Annotated in this window: 10 protein-coding genes; 4 read left to right on the top strand and 6 right to left on the bottom strand. The window is 72.7% G+C overall.

Annotated elements, in window-relative coordinates; translation table 11 throughout:
- Positions 1 to 22: 22 nt before the first annotated feature.
- The 3 genes from RH861_RS08245 to RH861_RS08235 all read right to left on the bottom strand — a co-directional run bounded on the left by RH861_RS08245 (position 23) and on the right by RH861_RS08235 (position 3,496).
- Positions 23 to 814, bottom strand: coding sequence for a DUF4153 domain-containing protein (locus RH861_RS08245; RefSeq protein WP_310520603.1), 792 nt, complete (start codon positions 812 to 814; stop codon positions 23 to 25).
- 160 nt (positions 815 to 974) lie between these two features.
- Complete coding sequence (gene mnmA / locus RH861_RS08240; RefSeq protein ID WP_310520602.1) at positions 975 to 2,093, bottom strand: tRNA 2-thiouridine(34) synthase MnmA; 1,119 nt, start codon at positions 2,091 to 2,093, stop codon at positions 975 to 977.
- Between the two features lie 167 nt (positions 2,094 to 2,260).
- The gene (locus RH861_RS08235; RefSeq protein ID WP_310520601.1) at positions 2,261 to 3,496 is read right to left on the bottom strand and encodes a cysteine desulfurase family protein; all 1,236 of its coding nucleotides are present in this window, start codon (positions 3,494 to 3,496) and stop codon (positions 2,261 to 2,263) included.
- 52 nt (positions 3,497 to 3,548) lie between these two features.
- Between RH861_RS08235 and glgX the strand changes: the two genes are divergently transcribed.
- Both glgX and ybaK read left to right on the top strand, forming a co-directional pair.
- Positions 3,549 to 5,714 carry a glycogen debranching protein GlgX gene (gene glgX / locus RH861_RS08230; RefSeq protein ID WP_310520600.1) on the top strand — a complete coding sequence of 722 codons (2,166 nt, stop codon included), beginning with the start codon at positions 3,549 to 3,551 and terminating at the stop codon, positions 5,712 to 5,714.
- Positions 5,714 to 6,211, top strand: a complete 498-nt coding sequence (gene ybaK / locus RH861_RS08225) for a Cys-tRNA(Pro) deacylase (RefSeq protein WP_310520599.1) — start codon at positions 5,714 to 5,716, stop codon at positions 6,209 to 6,211. The genes glgX and ybaK overlap by 1 nt, the downstream gene beginning before the upstream one ends.
- A gap of 21 nt (positions 6,212 to 6,232) precedes the next feature.
- Here the strand turns inward: ybaK and glgP are convergent, their stop codons facing one another.
- Complete coding sequence (gene glgP, locus RH861_RS08220; RefSeq protein WP_310520598.1) at positions 6,233 to 8,797, bottom strand: alpha-glucan family phosphorylase; 2,565 nt, start codon at positions 8,795 to 8,797, stop codon at positions 6,233 to 6,235.
- Positions 8,798 to 8,839: 42 nt separating this feature from the next.
- Here glgP and RH861_RS08215 point away from each other — a divergent pair, with 42 nt between their 5' ends.
- Both RH861_RS08215 and glgB read left to right on the top strand, forming a co-directional pair.
- On the top strand, positions 8,840 to 10,924 hold the full coding sequence (locus tag RH861_RS08215) for a maltotransferase domain-containing protein (RefSeq protein ID WP_374760964.1): 2,085 nt from the start codon (positions 8,840 to 8,842) through the stop codon (positions 10,922 to 10,924).
- A complete protein-coding gene (glgB, locus tag RH861_RS08210) occupies positions 10,917 to 13,121 on the top strand; it encodes a 1,4-alpha-glucan branching protein GlgB (protein ID WP_310520596.1) in 2,205 nt (734 codons plus the stop codon). The genes RH861_RS08215 and glgB overlap by 8 nt, the downstream gene beginning before the upstream one ends.
- 87 nt (positions 13,122 to 13,208) lie before the next feature.
- Here the strand turns inward: glgB and RH861_RS08205 are convergent, their stop codons facing one another.
- Both RH861_RS08205 and RH861_RS08200 read right to left on the bottom strand, forming a co-directional pair.
- Positions 13,209 to 14,171: a tetratricopeptide repeat protein gene (locus tag RH861_RS08205; protein ID WP_310520595.1), complete on the bottom strand. Its 963-nt coding sequence runs from the start codon at positions 14,169 to 14,171 to the stop codon at positions 13,209 to 13,211.
- Complete coding sequence (locus tag RH861_RS08200) at positions 14,168 to 16,042, bottom strand: DUF8094 domain-containing protein (protein WP_067950483.1); 1,875 nt, start codon at positions 16,040 to 16,042, stop codon at positions 14,168 to 14,170. The genes RH861_RS08205 and RH861_RS08200 overlap by 4 nt, the downstream gene beginning before the upstream one ends.
- Positions 16,043 to 16,134 lie beyond the last annotated feature (92 nt).

Here is a 16,134-nt window from a genome sequence, read left to right as displayed (position 1 = left end):
TCCGGCGCCGCGCCCCCCAGCGCTAGGCGCCGAAGCCGGCGGCGTCCACCTTCCGGTGGTACCGCGTGCCGGTCTTGCCGCCGAGGATCGCGCCGCCGAGGCTGGCGAGGATCACGATCACCAGCGCGATGATCCCGGTCACGGTCAGCTGGCCCTCGGTCACCGGGATCCTCGGGAACGTGTTGAGGTTCGCGAAGATGTCGAACTGGCTTCCGGCGATCGCCGCGATGACGGCGGCGATGATGGCGATGATGATCGCCCACAGCCAGACCGCGATGCCCTGCTTCATCCCGTTGAAGCGAGCCATGCGCCCGGCGACGTAGCCGCCCGCGAAGTACGCGACGAACAGGATGATCGCCAGGGCGATGAGCCCGACGATCCCGATCGTCTCCACGTTCTCCTGCGCGGCCTCGTCCGCGGCGGCACCGAGGGTGCCGAGGCCGAGCGCGGCGCCGGCCGCGGTCAGCAGCGCGGTGAGCAGCACGCCCACGCCGACGGCGGTCAGCCAGCCGAAGAACGCCGACCCGAACTTCATGCCGCCGAAGCGCTCGCGTTCCCGGTCCACGACGGCGGCACGGACCGCGGGATCGGCGACGGGCCGGTCGTCGTGGACGACCCGGCGTTCGCGGTCGTCGGCGATGCCGTCGCCGTCGCGGTCGCCCCGCACGGCGTGCGCGCCGTGCTCGCGGTCGTCTCGGATGCCGTTCGCGTCGCGGTCGCGGTACTCGCGATCGTCGCGAATCCCGTCCCCGTCGCGGTCGGCCGGGGTGGCCGCGTACGGGTCGCGCCCGGGTCGATCGGATGAGGTGCTCATGACAGGTCCCCTCTCGTTGTGCGCCGCACACGGGTGGTGCCTGCGGCGCCGTCCCGAGCGTACGGCGAACTCCGCGCGGCCGCAGGGGCCTTGACAGGTGCCGCTTCCGTGCCCTCGAGGGTCGCAGGGAACGTTCGGGGCGCACACAGGTACGCCGGGTTCAGGCGGCGGGGACCGCGCTCACCGTCCGATCGATCGTGCACTGGCCGAGCACGCGCGTGCCGACGTACACGACCGCCGTCTGCCCGGGTGCCACGCCCCCGAGCGGCTCGTCGGGCGTGACGACCAGCTCGGCCGTGCCGGCGGCATCCGTCGCCACCCTCGCGACCGCGGGGACGGGATCGGCATGCGCGCGGATCTGCACTTCGCACGCGAAGGACTCGCCCGGCTCGGCGGGCGGGCGCCCGGCCCAGGTGAAGCGCGCTCCGGCGATCTCGGCGACCGCGAGGGCCTCCTTCGGCCCGACCACGACCGTGTTCTCCTTCGGTCGCACCTCGAGCACGAACCGGGGCCGCCCGTCGGGCGCCGGCGTCCCGAGCCGCAGGCCGCGCCGCTGTCCGACGGTGTACGCGTGCGCGCCGTCGTGCGTGCCCACGACCTCGCCGGAGCGGTCGACGATGTCGCCCGGCGCGATGCCGACCTTGTCGCCGAGCCAGCCGCGGGTGTCGCCGTCGGGGATGAAGCAGATGTCGTGCGAGTCGGGCTTCTGCGCCACGCTCAGCCCGCGACGCGCGGCCTCCTCGCGCACCAGCTGCTTCGAGGGCGTGTCGCCGAGCGGGAAGTAGGCGTGCGCGAGCTGCTCGGCGGTCAGCACGCCGAGCACGTACGACTGGTCTTTCGCCCACGCGCTCGCGCGGTGGAGTTCGCGGTGGCCCGCGGCATCCGTCACGATCGTCGCGTAGTGGCCGGTGCACACCGCGTCGAAGCCGAGCGCGAGGGCCTTCTCGAGGAGCGCGGCGAACTTGATGCGCTCGTTGCAGCGCATGCAGGGGTTCGGCGTGCGGCCCGCGGAGTACTCGGCGATGAAGTCGTCGACGACGTCGGCCTTGAAGCGCTCCGAGAAGTCCCACACGTAGTACGGGATGCCGAGCACGTTCGCGGCGCGCTGGGCGTCCATCGAGTCCTCGATGGTGCAGCATCCGCGGCTGCCGGTCCGCAGCGTGCCGGGCATGCGGCTCAGGGCCAGGTGCACGCCCACCACGTCGTGTCCGGCGTCGACGGCGCGCGCGGCCGCGACGGCGCTGTCGACGCCGCCGCTCATCGCTGCCAGGACTCGCATGGGGTCCAGTCTACGAACCGCTGCCTGCGCCTCGGCTGGATCCCGTTCTCAGGACCGTCCGCGCGGATCGCGTGGTTGCTCAGGACGACACGCCGCTCTCGGACGCGACCCGCCGTAGAACTCCTGAGAAGAGCGCGCGAAGGCGAGCGGATGGCGCGGGGCGGCGGTCAGCGGTCGAAGCTCGTGGCGCGCGCGGCCATGCCGGCCCGCGACGCGCGCTCGACGGCGGCGGGCAGGGCGCCGAGGAACGCCTCGACGTCGGCAGCGGTCGTGGTCCAACCCAGCGTGATGCGCAGCGCCCCGCGCGCCTCCTCCTCGGAGCGGCCCATCGCGAGCAGCACGTGCGACGGCTCGGGCACGCCCGCCTGGCAGGCGGAGCCCGTCGACACCGCCACGCCCGCGGCATCCAGGAGGAACAGCAGCGAGTCGCCCTCGCAGCCCGCGAACGAGAAGTGCGCGTTGCCCGGCAGGCGTCCGGCCGGGTCGGGGTCGCCCGAGAGCCGCGCGAGCGGCACGGCCGCGGCGACGCCGTCGACGAGCCGATCGCGCAGGCGCGCCATCCGCTCGTTCTCGACCGCCGCGTGCTCGAACGTCGCGCGGGCCGCCGCCGCGAAGCCCGCGGCGGCCGCGACGTCCTGCGTGCCCGAGCGGATGCGGCGCTGCTGGCCGCCGCCGTGCAGCAGCGGCTCGATGCGCGTCGAACGGTCGAGCACGAGCGCGCCGATGCCCACCGGCCCGCCGATCTTGTGCGCCGAGAGGCTGATCGCCACGAGGCCAGCTCCGGCCGGCGCGCGCGTCTCGCGCCGGAGGCCGTGCAGGTCGATCGGCACGTGCCCGTAGGCGGCGATCGCGTCGACGTGCAGCGGCACGCCCGCGCGCGCGCAGAGCTCGGCGACCTCGGCGACCGGCTCGATCGTGCCGACCTCGTTGTTGGCCCAGAGCATGGTGATGAGGGCGACGGATGCCGCGTCCCGCTCGAGTTCCGCGGCGAGCGCGTCGACCTGCACGCGGCCGAGCTCGTCGAGCGGCACCTCGACCGGTTCGGCGCCGTCGACGCCGGCGAGCCAGTCGAGCGCGTCGATGGTGGCATGGTGCTCGCCGCCCGGGACGAGGATGCGCCGTGCGCCGGCCTCGGCGCGGCGTCGCCAGAACAGGCCCTTCACGGCGAGGTTCACGGCCTCGGTGCCGCCGCCCGTGAGGACGACCTCGATGGGGTCGGCGCCGACGGTGGCGGCGACCTGCTCGCGCGACTCCTCGAGGAGGCGCTTGGCCTCCTGGCCGGCGGAGTGGATGGAGGAGGGGTTGCCGACGACGCGCAATGCGCGCGTGACCGCATCGATCGCCTCGGGCCGCAGCGGCGTCGTGGCGGCGTGGTCGAGGTAGACGGGCTCGCGGCGGAGCATGGGTCACCTCCTGGGGACGGGAACCGGTTCCCTACGAACTACTCTAGATCGCATGTCCCCCGCCGATCCGCTGCGCGACCTGGGCGTGCGGACCGGCCCGGACGGCGGCGTGATCCGCGTCTGGTCCGCGCACGCCACGTCGATCGACCTCGTCGTGTTCGACCGGGAGGACCTCGACTGGGCGAGCGTCCGCGTGCCACTCGAGCGGGATGCGCACGGCGTGTGGGAGGCGTCGTCCCCGGCCCTCGCGCCGGGGGCGAGGTACGGCCTGCGCGTCGACGGTCCGGCCGGGATCGAGCACGCGTTCAACCCGGTGCACACGCTGCTCGACCCGTGGGCGCGCGGGCTGCAGCCGGCCGCCGACGGCTCGTGGCGCGGCGTGGTCCTCGACTCGCTCGCCGCCGAGGGCTTCGACTGGGGCGGTGTCGGCAAGCCGCGCGTGCCGCTCGACCACACCGTGGTCTACGAGGCCCACCTGAAGGGGTTCAGCCGGCTGAACGCACGCATCCCCGACCGGCTGCGCGGCACGTACGCGGGGCTCGCCCACGACGCGTCGCTCGAGTACCTGTCCGGGCTCGGGGTCACCACGGTCGAGCTGCTGCCGGTGCACGCGTTCGTGCCCGAGGAGCGCCTCGTCCGCCAGGGGCAGGTCAACTACTGGGGCTACAACACGCTCGGCTTCTTCGCCCCGCACGCACCGTACGCCAGCCCCGACGCGCAGGCGGGCGGTCCGGCGGCGGTGCGGCGCGAGTTCGCCGGCATGGTGAAGCGGCTGCACGAGGCGGGCATCGAGGTCGTGCTCGACGTCGTCTACAACCACACGGCGGAGGAGGGCCGGCAGGGTCCGACGTACAGCTTCCGCGGCATCGACAACGCCTCGTACTACCGCCACGACGTGCACGGCCGGTACGTCGACACGACCGGGTGCGGCAACACGCTCGACTTCGGCACGGATGCCGCGATGCGCCTGGTGCTCGACTCGATGCGGTACTGGGCCGACGAGCTGCAGGTCGACGGGTTCCGGCTCGACCTCGCCGCGACGCTCGGCCGCGACGCGCTCGGCGCCTACTCCCCCGACCACCCGCTGCTCCGCGCGATGCTCGACGATCCCGTGATCGGCGCGGGCAAGCTCATCGCCGAGCCGTGGGACGTCGGCCCGTTCGGCTGGCAGACCGGGAACTTCGCGCCCGGCTTCAGCGAGTGGAACGACCGCTACCGCGACCGCATGCGCGACTTCTGGCTCGGCGACCTGCGCCGCGAGCGGCACGGCGAACCCGGCAGCGGCATCGGACGCTTCGCGACCCGCCTCGCGGGATCGGCGAACACGTTCGCGCACGAGCGCGGCCCGCTCGCGAGCCTCAACTTCATCACCGCCCACGACGGCTTCACGCTCGCCGACCTCACCGCCTACGACGTCAAGCACAACCTCGGCAACGGCGAGCACAACCGCGACGGCGCCGACCACAACAACTCGTACAACCACGGGGTGGAGGGGCCGACGGATGACGCGGACGTGGCGGCGGCGCGCCGCCGCAGCATCCGGAACCTGCTCGGCACCCTGCTGCTGTCGGCGGGCGTGCCGATGCTCACCGCGGGCGACGAGTACGGGCGCAGCCAGCGCGGCAACAACAACGCCTACTGCCATGACTCCGAGCTCACGTGGCTCGCGTGGGATCCGGCCCGTCGCGACGGCGCGATCGAGGCGACCGTGCGGCACCTGCTGCGCGTGCGGCGCGAGAACCCCGCGCTCCGGCCCGTGCGGTACGGCCGATTCGGCGAGCGCGTGCCGAGCGCGTCGCAGCTCGACTGGTACAACGCGCTCGGCCACACCATGACGATCGACGAGTGGAACGACCCGTCCCAGCGCACCCTGCAGTTCCTCGCGGCGTCGACGCCGGAGTTCGAGGACTTCAACCGCATCCTGCTCGTCGTGCACGCCTCGGAGACGATCGCCGAGGTGCTGCTGCCCGTGCATCCCGGCGTCGACGACTACGAGCTGCTGTGGGACTCGGGCCGCGACGCGCCCGACGGGGAGCAGGGCCGGCGGTACGTTCCCGGCGACCGGCTCACCGTGGCGCCGCAGACGATGCAGTTGTTCCGCGCCCACGGGGAGCCCGCACCGGTGCTCGTCGACGCGGCCGCCGACGACGGGCCGGGCGGCGACGGGCCGGGCGACGCGCCGCCCGGCGATCCGCACGACGGGGATCGGGAGGGCTGATGGCGAAGAAGCCGGATGCCACCGCCGGGACGCCGGCGACGGTCGCGCTCGCGCGCGCCGGCATCCGCTTCACCGCCCTCGCCTACGAACACGACCCGCGCGCCGCCGCATACGGCCTCGAAGCGGCGGAGAAGCTCGGCATCCCGCCGGATCGGGTGTTCAAGACGCTGCTCGTGAGCGTCGACGGGTCGCTCGTCGTCGGCATCGTGCCGGTCGCCGAGCAGCTCGACCTCAAGGCGCTCGCCGCCGCGGTCGGCGGCAAGCGCGCCGAGATGGCCGATCCCGCGCTCGCCGAGCGCAGGACGGGGTACGTCGTCGGCGGCATCAGCCCGATCGGGCAGAAGGTCGCACTGCCGACCGTGCTCGACGAGTCCGCCATCCTGCACGAGACGATCCTCGTGTCGGGCGGACGCCGCGGGCTCGACCTCGAACTCGCGCCCGACGATCTGCTCGCCGTCACGGACGGCCGGTACGCGCCGATCGCCCGCGCCCGCTGAACGCCGGGCGCGGGCCCGTGGTCAGCCCGCGGCGGCGACGAGGCCGAGCTCAGCCGACGACAGCAGCAACGGATGCCGCGGCACGACGCGCACCGTGTAGCCGAAGGCGCCGGCGCGGTCGAGCGTGACGGTGCCCACGTAGACGCGGGTCGCGGCATCCGTCGTCGACGTGCCGTCGGGTTCGAGCGCGGCGGTGCGGGCGTCCTGGATCCGGTCGTCGCCCACCGAGCGACCGTAGACCACCTCGACGGCGACGTCGTCCGGGCTCAGCCAGCCGAGCGCGACGTGCGCGCGCAGGTGCAGCTCGTCGCCCACGTGCGGCGTGGAGTCCAGCCCGCCCGACTCGACGTGCGTCACCTGCACCCCATCCCACGCGGCGCGGACGCCCGCGACCCACTCGGCGAGCTCGCGAGCGGGCTTCGCGCCGTTCGCCGCGACGACGGCGGCGTGCTCGGCGGCAGGACGGTACAGGCGCTCGACGTACTCGCGCACCATCCGGTCGGCTCCGAGCTCGGGCGAGAGGTTCGCGAGCGTGCGGCGCACGCGCGACATCCACTCGGTCGGCACGCCGTCGTGGTCGCGGTCGTAGAACAGGCGCGTGATGCGGTGCTCGAGCAGGTCGTAGAGGGCGGATGCCTCGAGTCGATCCCGTTCGGCGGGGTCGGGCGCCGCGTCCGCGGTGGGAATGACCCAGCCGTGGTCGTCGGCGGCGTACTCGGCCCACCAGCCGTCGAGGATCGACAGGTTGAGCGCACCGTTCATGGCCGCCTTCATGCCGGAGGTGCCGCACGCCTCGAGGGGTCGCAGCGGGTTGTTCATCCACACGTCGCAGCCCGGGTACAGCTTCTCGGCCATGCCCATGTCGTAGTCCGGCAGGAACACGATGCGCTCGCGCAGCTCGGGCCGCTGGGCGAACTGCACGAGGCGCTGGATGAGCCGCTTGCCCTCCTCGTCGGCGGGGTGCGCCTTGCCGGCGATCACGAACTGGACGGGGCGGTCGGGGTCGGTGAGGATCGCCGCGAGCCGCTCGGGGTCCTGCAGCATGAGCGTCAGCCGCTTGTACGTGGGCACGCGCCGGGCGAAGCCGATCGTGAGCACGTCGGGGTCGAGGACGCGCCGCACCCAGTCGGGTGCCACGGCGCCCGCGTGCTGGTCGGCCCACGCGGCGGCGAGCCGGCGCCGGGCGTCCTCCACGAGCTGCAGGCGCATGCCGCGCTTGACGCTCCAGAGTTCGCCGTCGCTCACGGCCGGGCTGAGCCAGTCGGCGTGCTCGGTGTCGTCGGTGCCGAGGTTCGCCTCGGCGAGCGCGATGAGCGCCGGGTCGGTCCAGGTCGGGGCGTGCACGCCGTTGGTGACCGAGGTGATCGGCACCTCGTCGGCGTCGAAGCCCGGCCAGAGGTCGGCGAACATCGACCGGCTGACCTCGCCGTGCAGCTTCGAGACGCCGTTGGCGTGCTGGGCGAGCCGGAGGCCCATGAAGGCCATGTTGAACGCCGACTCGTCGGGATGGGCGCCCGGCTCGAGACCGAGCGGCAGTGCGTCGGCGGGGTCGACGCCGGGCAGCAGGCCGGACTCGAGGTAGCGCGCGACGAGCGCCCGGTCGAACCGGTCGATGCCGGCGGGCACGGGCGTGTGGGTGGTGAACACGGTGCCGGCGCGCACGAGCTGCAGCGCCTCGCCGAAGCTGAGTCCGTCGCGGATGCACGCGGAGATGCGCTCCAGGCCGAGGAAGCCGGCGTGGCCCTCGTTCATGTGGAACACGTCGGGGAAGTGCCGCCCCGTCACCTCGCTCCAGGCGCGCAGTGCCCGGACGCCGCCGACGCCGAGGAGGAGCTCCTGCTGGAGGCGGTGCTCGCCGCCCCCGCCGTAGAGCCGGTCGGTGACCAGCCGCAGGTCGTCGTCGTTGGCGGGGATGTCGGTGTCGAGCAGGAGCAGCGGCACCCGGCCGATGGAGGCCTGCCAGACGCGTGCATGGAGGCTCCGTCCGCCGGGCACCGCGAGCGTGACCTGCACGGGCGCGCCGTCCGCGCGGCGGAGCACCGCGAGCGGCAGGCCGTCCGGGTCGAGCGCCGGGTAGCGCTCCTGCTGCCACCCGTCCGGGGCGATGGCCTGCGAGAAGTAGCCGGCCTTGTAGAACAGGCCGACCGCCACGAGCGGGACGCCCAGATCGGAGGCCGCCTTGAGGTGGTCGCCGGCGAGGATCCCGAGGCCGCCCGAGTACTGGGGCAGCGCCGCGGTGATGCCGAACTCGGGCGAGAAGTAGGCGATGGTCCTCGGCGTCTCGGCGCCGAGCGACTGGAACCAGCGCGGCTCGCCGAGGTACTCGCGCAGGGCCGTCCGCTCGCGCTCGGCCCAGCCGACGTAGCCCTCGTCGTTCGCGAGCTCGTCCAGGCGGCGCGGGTCGACGTCGCCGAGGAACGCGATGGGGTCGCGCCCCGCGCGCTGCCACCCGGCGGGGTCGATGTGCTCGAAGAGGCGCTTCGTGGGTTCGTGCCAGGACCACCGGAGGTTGGCGGCGAGCTCCTCGAGCGCGCCCAGCTGCGGAGGCACCACGGCCCGGACGGTGAACTTGCGGATCGGCTTCACGGGACCACCCTAAGCGGGCGCGCGTGTCGGCGAGGTGAACGGATGTCGCAGTTGCCGCAACCCCCGCAACCCGCGGTGCCGTTCCCCGCCCATCCGCGCTACGGTCGACACGTGACCAGCCGAACCGTGCTCGCCGGCCGGATCCCCGTGACCCGGCTCACGCCCGCTCTGCCCGATCCGCGTTGGAACCCGAAGGCGTTCGCCGGGGAGGTGGTCCCGTTCGGCGCCACGGTGTTCCGCGAGGGGCACGACCTGGTGGGCGCGATGCTCGTGCTGACCAGCCCGTCCGGGGTCGAGCAGCGGCATCGGATGCGCGCCGGCGCCCCGGGCACCGACCGGTGGGAGGCGAAGGTCCGCCTCGACGACCTCGGCACCTGGAGCTGGCACGTCACCGGCTTCGGCGACGAGATCGGCACCTGGGTGCACGACGCCGAGCTGAAGATCGACGCGGGCGTCGACGTCGAGCTGATGTACGAGATCGGCGCGCGCCTCATCGACCGCGCCGCCGCGGAGGCCGACCGACCCGCCTCGGTGCGCAAGCTCCTGAAGGCGTACGCGGCGGCGTTGCGCGACACGGATGCCGCGGCATCCGATCGCCGTGCCCTGCTCGAGAGCCCGCTGCTCGCCGAGTTCGACCAGCGCCCGCTCGCCCGGCTCGCGACCGACTCCGAGGAGCACCGCATCTCCGTCGAGCGCCGCCGCGCGGGCGTGGGCTCGTGGTACGAGTTCTTCCCGCGTTCCGAGGGCGCCCGGCAGTTCAAGAACGGCTCCTGGAAGTCCGGCACGTTCCGCACCGCGCAGAAGCGGCTCGACGGCGTCGCCGCCATGGGCTTCGACGTGGTCTACCTGCCGCCGATCCACCCGATCGGCGTGGCCTTCCGCAAGGGCCCGAACAACACGCTGAACCCCGGGCCGCACGACCCCGGCTCGCCGTGGGCGATCGGCGGGGCCGCCGGCGGGCACGACACCGTCCACCCCGACCTCGGCAACCTCGCCGACTTCCGGGCGTTCGTGCGCCGTGCCGCGGCGCTCGGCATCGAGATCGCGCTCGACCTCGCGCTGCAGGCCTCCCCCGACCACCCGTGGGTCACCGAGCACCCGGAGTGGTTCACGACGCTGCCGGACGGCACGATCGCGTACGCCGAGAACCCGCCGAAGAAATACCAGGACATCTACCCCATCAACTTCGACGACGACTTCGAGGGCCTGGTCGTCGAGGTGACCCGCATCGTCCGGCACTGGATGAAGCAGGGCGTGCGGATCTTCCGCGTCGACAACCCGCACACCAAGCCGCTGGCGTTCTGGGAGCGCCTCATCGGCGACATCAACGCGACCGACCCCGACGTGATCTTCCTCGCCGAGGCGTTCACGCGCCCGGCCATGATGCAGGCCCTCGCGATGGTGGGCTTCCAGCAGTCGTACTCCTACTTCACCTGGCGGAACACCAAGCAGGAGCTCGAGGAGTTCCTGACGAGCGTCTCCCAGGAGACCGCCGACTTCATGCGGCCGAACCTGTTCGTGAACACCCCCGACATCCTCACCGAGTACCTGCAGTTCGGCGGGCCCGCGGCCTTCACGGTGCGCGCGACGATCGCGGCCACCGCCGCGCCGACCTGGGGGGTGTACTCGGGCTTCGAGCTGTTCGAGTCCGTCGCGCGGCCGGGCGCCGAGGAGGCCATCGACAACGAGAAGTACGAGTACAAGCCCCGCGACTTCGCCAAGGCGGAGGCCGAGGGCCGGTCGCTCGCGCTCTACCTCGGCATCCTGAACCGCATCCGGGCCGAGCATCCCGCGCTCGGCCAGCTCCGCAACATCCGCTTCCACGCCAGCGACGACGACGCGGTGCTCGTGTACACGAAGCACCTCGAGGGGCGGTTCATCGACGGTCGAGGCGACGCCGACCACGACACGATCATCGTCGTGGCCAACGTCGACCCGCACTCGGTCCGCGAGACGACCGTGCACCTCGACCTCGAGGCGATCGACCTCGCGCCGGGCGCGTCCTTCGAGGTCGAGGACCTCGTCACCGGCGACCGCTGGACCTGGGGCGCGAACAACTACGTGCGCCTCGACGCGTTCACCCAACCCGCCCACATCCTCCGAGTGATTCGAGGCACGGATGCCTGAGACCGCCAGCGTCGCACCCCCGCCCGTCGACGACGGGCTGCTGCTCGCCGTCGCGGAAGGCCGCCACCACGACCCGCACTCGGTCCTGGGCGCACACGGCTTCGACGTCGCCGGGGAGGGCGGATCCCACACCGTCATCCGCGTGCGTCGGCCGCTCGCGGCATCCGTCGACGCCCTGCTCGACGACGGCGCCCTGGTGCCGCTCGCGCACGTCGCCCACGGCATCTGGGCCGGCGCGGGGGCGTTCGGCGCCATGGGCTACCGCGTGCGCGCCAGGTACGACGGCGGCGGCGAGTGGATCGCCGACGACCCGTACCGCTACGCGCCCACGATCGGCGAGCTCGACCTGCACCTCATCGCCGAGGGGCGCCACGAGGAGCTGTGGAAGGTGCTCGGCGCCCACCACCGCGTCTACGAGTCCCCCGTCGGCGCGCTCCGGGGCGTCTCGTTCACGGTCTGGGCGCCGCGCGCCCGGGCGGTCCGGGTCGTCGGCGACTTCAACGACTGGGACGGCACCGGCCACGCGATGCGCAACATGGGCGCCTCGGGCGTCTGGGAGCTCTTCGTGCCCGACGTCGAGCCGGGGGCGACCTACAAGTTCGAGATCCTCACCCCGGCCGGGCACTGGATCATGAAGGCCGACCCGATGGCCCGCCGTGCCGAGATCGCGCCCGCGACGGCGTCGGTCGTCGCGACGACGACTCACGAGTGGGCCGACGGCGAGTGGATGTCGCGGCGTGCGCACTCGAACCCGCACGAGCTGCCGATGAGCATCTACGAGCTCCACCTCGGCTCCTGGCGGCCGGGCAGGGGCTACCGCGACGTCGCCGATGAGCTCATCGAGTACCTGCAGTGGCTCGGGTACACGCACGTCGAGTTCATGCCCCTCGCCGAGCATCCGTTCGGCGGCTCGTGGGGCTACCAGGTCACGGGCTACTTCGCGATCACGTCGCGCTTCGGCAGCACCGACGACCTGAAGTACCTGATCGACCGCCTGCACCAGGCCGGCATCGGCGTGATCATGGACTGGGTTCCCGGTCACTTCCCGAAGGACGAGTGGGCGCTCGCCCGGTTCGACGGCGAGCCGCTCTACGAGCACCCCGACCCGCGCCGCGGCGAGCAGAAGGACTGGGGCACGCTCGTCTTCGACTACGGCAATCCGCGCGTGCGGAACTTCCTCGTCGCGAACGCGTTGTTCTGGCTCGAGGAGATGCACGTCGACGGCCTGCGAGTCGACGCGGTCGCCTCGATGCTCTACCTCGACTACTCGCGCGAGGAGGGTGAGTGGCTGCCGAACTGGTACGGCGGGCGCGAGCACCTCGAGGCGATCGGCTTCCTGCAGGAGGCCACGGCGACGGCGTACAAGCGCAACCCCGGCATCGTCATGATCGCCGAGGAGTCCACCTCCTGGCCGGGCGTCACGGCGACCACGTCTTCGGGCGGGCTCGGCTTCGGCTACAAGTGGAACATGGGGTGGATGCACGACACCCTGCAGTACATCCAGCGCGATCCGATGTACCGCGCGCACCACCACGGCGAGCTCACGTTCTCGTTCCTCTACGCGTTCAGCGAGCACTTCATCCTGCCGATCAGCCACGACGAGGTCGTCCACGGCAAGGGCTCGCTCGTGCGGAAGATGCCCGGCGACCACTGGCAGCAGCTCGCGAACACCCGCGCCTACCTCGCCTACATGTGGGCGCATCCCGGCAAGCAGCTGCTGTTCATGGGTCAGGAGTTCGGGCAGCTCTCGGAGTGGAGCGAGGAGCGGGGCCTCGACTGGTGGATCCTCGACCAGCCGAGCCACCGCCAGCTCGCCGAGCTCGTCGGGCAGTTGAACCGGCGCTACCGCGAGACGCCGGCGCTCTGGCAGCTCGACGACGACTCGGCCGGGTTCGAGTGGGTCGATGGCGGCGCGGCCGAGCTCAACGTCATCGCGTTCCTCCGGTACGACCGGGACCGTCGACCGCTGCTGTGCGTGGTGAACTTCGCCGGACGCCCCCACGAGGGCGTACGCCTCGGGCTGCCGTCCTCCGGCCGCTGGCGCGAGGTGCTCAACACGGATGCCGCGGAGTACGGAGGCTCGGGTGTCGGCAACCTCGGCGGGGTCGATGCGACCGACGACCCGTGGGCCGGCCGACCCGCCTCGGCGTCATTCACGCTGCCACCGCTCGCGGCGGTGTGGTTCCAGCCGGAGTGACGGCCGGACCGCCGGCAGCCGCGTGCCGCCGGCGGTCGAGTCGCCCGTCGGAGCGGGGCGCGTACCGGTAGCGGCGTACCGGGACCGCTAGTACAGCAGCATCGCCAGGCGGCGACGGGCCGCGCCCACGCGCGAGTCCTCGACGCCGACCACCTGGAACAGCTCGAGCAGCCGCTCGCGCACCGCGTCCTTGCCCGCCGCGTCGAGCGTCGGGAACAGGTCGAGCAGTCGCGCGAACGCATCGTCGACGTGCCCGCCGGACAGGTCGAGGTCGGCCACGTCGAGCTGGGCGTCGAGGTCGCCGGGGGCAGCGGCCGCACGGTTGCGGATCTCGTCGAGCGTCTTGCCCTGGAGGCGGCGGAGGAGCTTGGCCTGCGCGAGTCCCGCGACGGCGAGCTCGTCGCGCGGGTCTTGGGCGATGGCGGTCGTGTAGGCGGCGACCGCGGCGTCGTAGTCGCCTCGCGAGATCGCGTCGAAGGCCTCCTGGTGCAGAGGCGGCAGCGGCGGCTCGACGGGCTCCTCGCTCGTGGCCTCCTCGTCTTCACCGTCGCCGACCGGCACCCGCCCGGTGACGCCGTGCTGCGCGCCGAGCTCCAGGAGCTGGTCGAACACGTCGTCGATGACCTCGTCGGGCTGGACGCCCTGGAAGAGCGGCACGGGCTGGCCGCCCACGAGCGCGACGACCGTCGGGACGGCCTGGGCCTGCAGGGCCTGCACCAGCTGGGGGCTGCGATCGGCGTCGGCCGCCGCCAGGACGAGGCGGGCGCCACGGGCGGTCACGAGCCGTTCGAGCGACTCCACGAGCTGCGTCGACTGCTCGCTCCACGACGCCCACAGCACGACGACGACCGGCACGCTGCGGGAGAGCTCGAGCACCTGCCCGAACGACTGGTCATCGGTCGCGACGACCAGTCGATCACCGGACGGGGCCGGCGCGGAGGCGCCGCGCGCGGTATCCGTCGCCCGTCGCTCGTCGCGGTGCACGAGCGACGACAGGTCGACTGCACCACGCAGGTTCGCGGGCAGCTGCGGGGGGACGGCGTTCGTCACGGGACCTCCGAGGCTCCGATCAGGCTCTCGGACCAGCCGAGCAGGCGGATCTGCTCATCCGATCCGATCGCGGGGACGTAGAACATCAACTGGATGCCGATCTCGCGCTGCACGCCCTTGGCGCTCTTCTCGTCGAAGCCGGAGAGCGCCGCTCCCGGCGCACCGGCCTCGAAGCCGATCGTTCCGCCGTCGTTCGGCGTGACCTTCTCGGTCTGAGTGAGCGAGACGGTCACGAGGGCGCCCGAGTCGTTCGTCGCGAGCGCGACCGTCGGGCTGTCGCCGACCGCATTGCTGAACGCGATGTCCGCGGTCTCGGGGAGGTCCGCGGCGATCGCCTGCTGCCCCTCCGGACCGAGCTGGGCCAGGATCGGATCGTTCGCCGTGTCGAAGAACTCGGCGAACTCGGACTCCGAGCCCTTCAGCAGCACGTCGGCGTAGGCCGTCGCGACCTGGCCCGTGGGCATCACCAGGCCCTTGAACTCGGGGTTGATCGGCGGGGCGCCGATCGAGGCCGGCGCGACCTCGGGCACGTCGGCGTCGGGGACGAGCGCCGTCGCGTAGAGGATCTTGTAGTTGTCGCGGGGTGTCTCCTGCTGGAGCACGAGCGCCGTGGGCGCGACCGTCTCGTCGTCGCTGTTCTGCGCGATCGTGAGCACCGTACGCGGCCATCCCGAGGCCTGCTGCGGCAGCGTCAGCGTGAGGGGCGCGGCCGGGATCGCGGGGAGCTTCGGGTGGTCGGCGTTCACACCGCGGATCTTGTAGTTCGCCTGCCGGGCCTCGAGGGCCGGGCCCGTGAACCGCTCGGTGAGGCGCTCGGCGTCGCGCGACTCATCGACCTCGGTCGTGAAGACCGCCACCCGGCGCATGATGCGCTCCATCTGGGGCACGGTCACGGCGGGCGTCACCGCCGGCCGGTCGTCCGACGCCTCGCCGCCGTCGCCCTCGCCCGGGGTCGCCGGCGGGGTCGTCGCCGCGGTCGTCTCGGGTGCGGCCGAGAGGTCAGGCCAGTAGTCCGCCGAGCACGCGGAGAGGGCCAGTGCCGGCACGAGCAGCACGGGCAGCAGCGCGATGCGGCGGGCCTGTCCGAGCGAACGGTGGCCGCTCGAACCGGACGGCAGGCCCCGGGACGCGCGAGAGGGACGCGGCGCCCGCATGAGCTTGCCCTTCGGCCCCTTCGGCAGGTTGCGGCGCGGACCGCGCGACCGGCGGTGGCCGACCACGCCCCAGATCACGAGTCCGGCCCCGACGAGGAACAGGAACGCGCCACCCGCGATGAGCGGACCGGCCCACGGCGTGGCGTTGTCGAGCGGCCAGGTGACCGAGATGCGCCCGGGTGCGGGCTCGCCCTCGCTGGAGGCGAGCAGCACGGCGATGCCCTCGGGCACGTCGACCGTCGTCGTGACGGTGCGGTCGCCGGTGAACTCATCCAGCCACAGGTCGCTGCCCGCAGGCACGATCACCGGCTCTGCGTCCTCAGCCTCGGCTTCGGCCGTCGGCTCCACGGGCTCCTCGGCGGGCGGCGTCGCGTTCGTGTCGTCGACGGGCTCGGCGACGACGACCTCGCTGGTGAAGTCGCCCGCCTCGGCGTCGTACCCGACGCTGACGTAGGGCTCCTCGCCGATCCACGAGACGACGTCGGCCGTGCGGCCGTACGAGAGGAAGACGGTGTCGCCGCCCGAGACCGTGATCGTCTGCTTGCCCTCGTGGGCGGCGAGCGCCTCGGGCTGCAGCACGATGTACTCCGCCTGGTTGTCGACGACGGTCCCGAGGGTCACCTTGTCCGGATCGAGGAAGACGGTCCGTTGGGCGATGCCGAAACCGACCATGACGGCGGCGGCGGCGAACGCCAGGATCGCGAGAACGAATCGCACGCAGTTACCTCCAGGCCGCACTGAAGCGGCATCCGACAAAGACACCCAACCCTAGCGGCGCAGTCTGGGAGTCTCCTAACGGGAGTCTGGAC

The sequence above is a fragment of the Agromyces indicus genome, assembly GCF_031432295.1.
GTDB lineage: Bacteria > Actinomycetota > Actinomycetes > Actinomycetales > Microbacteriaceae > Agromyces > Agromyces indicus.
The sequence above is the reverse complement of the archived record's forward strand: the minus strand, read 5'-3'. Positions and strand labels throughout refer to the sequence as shown.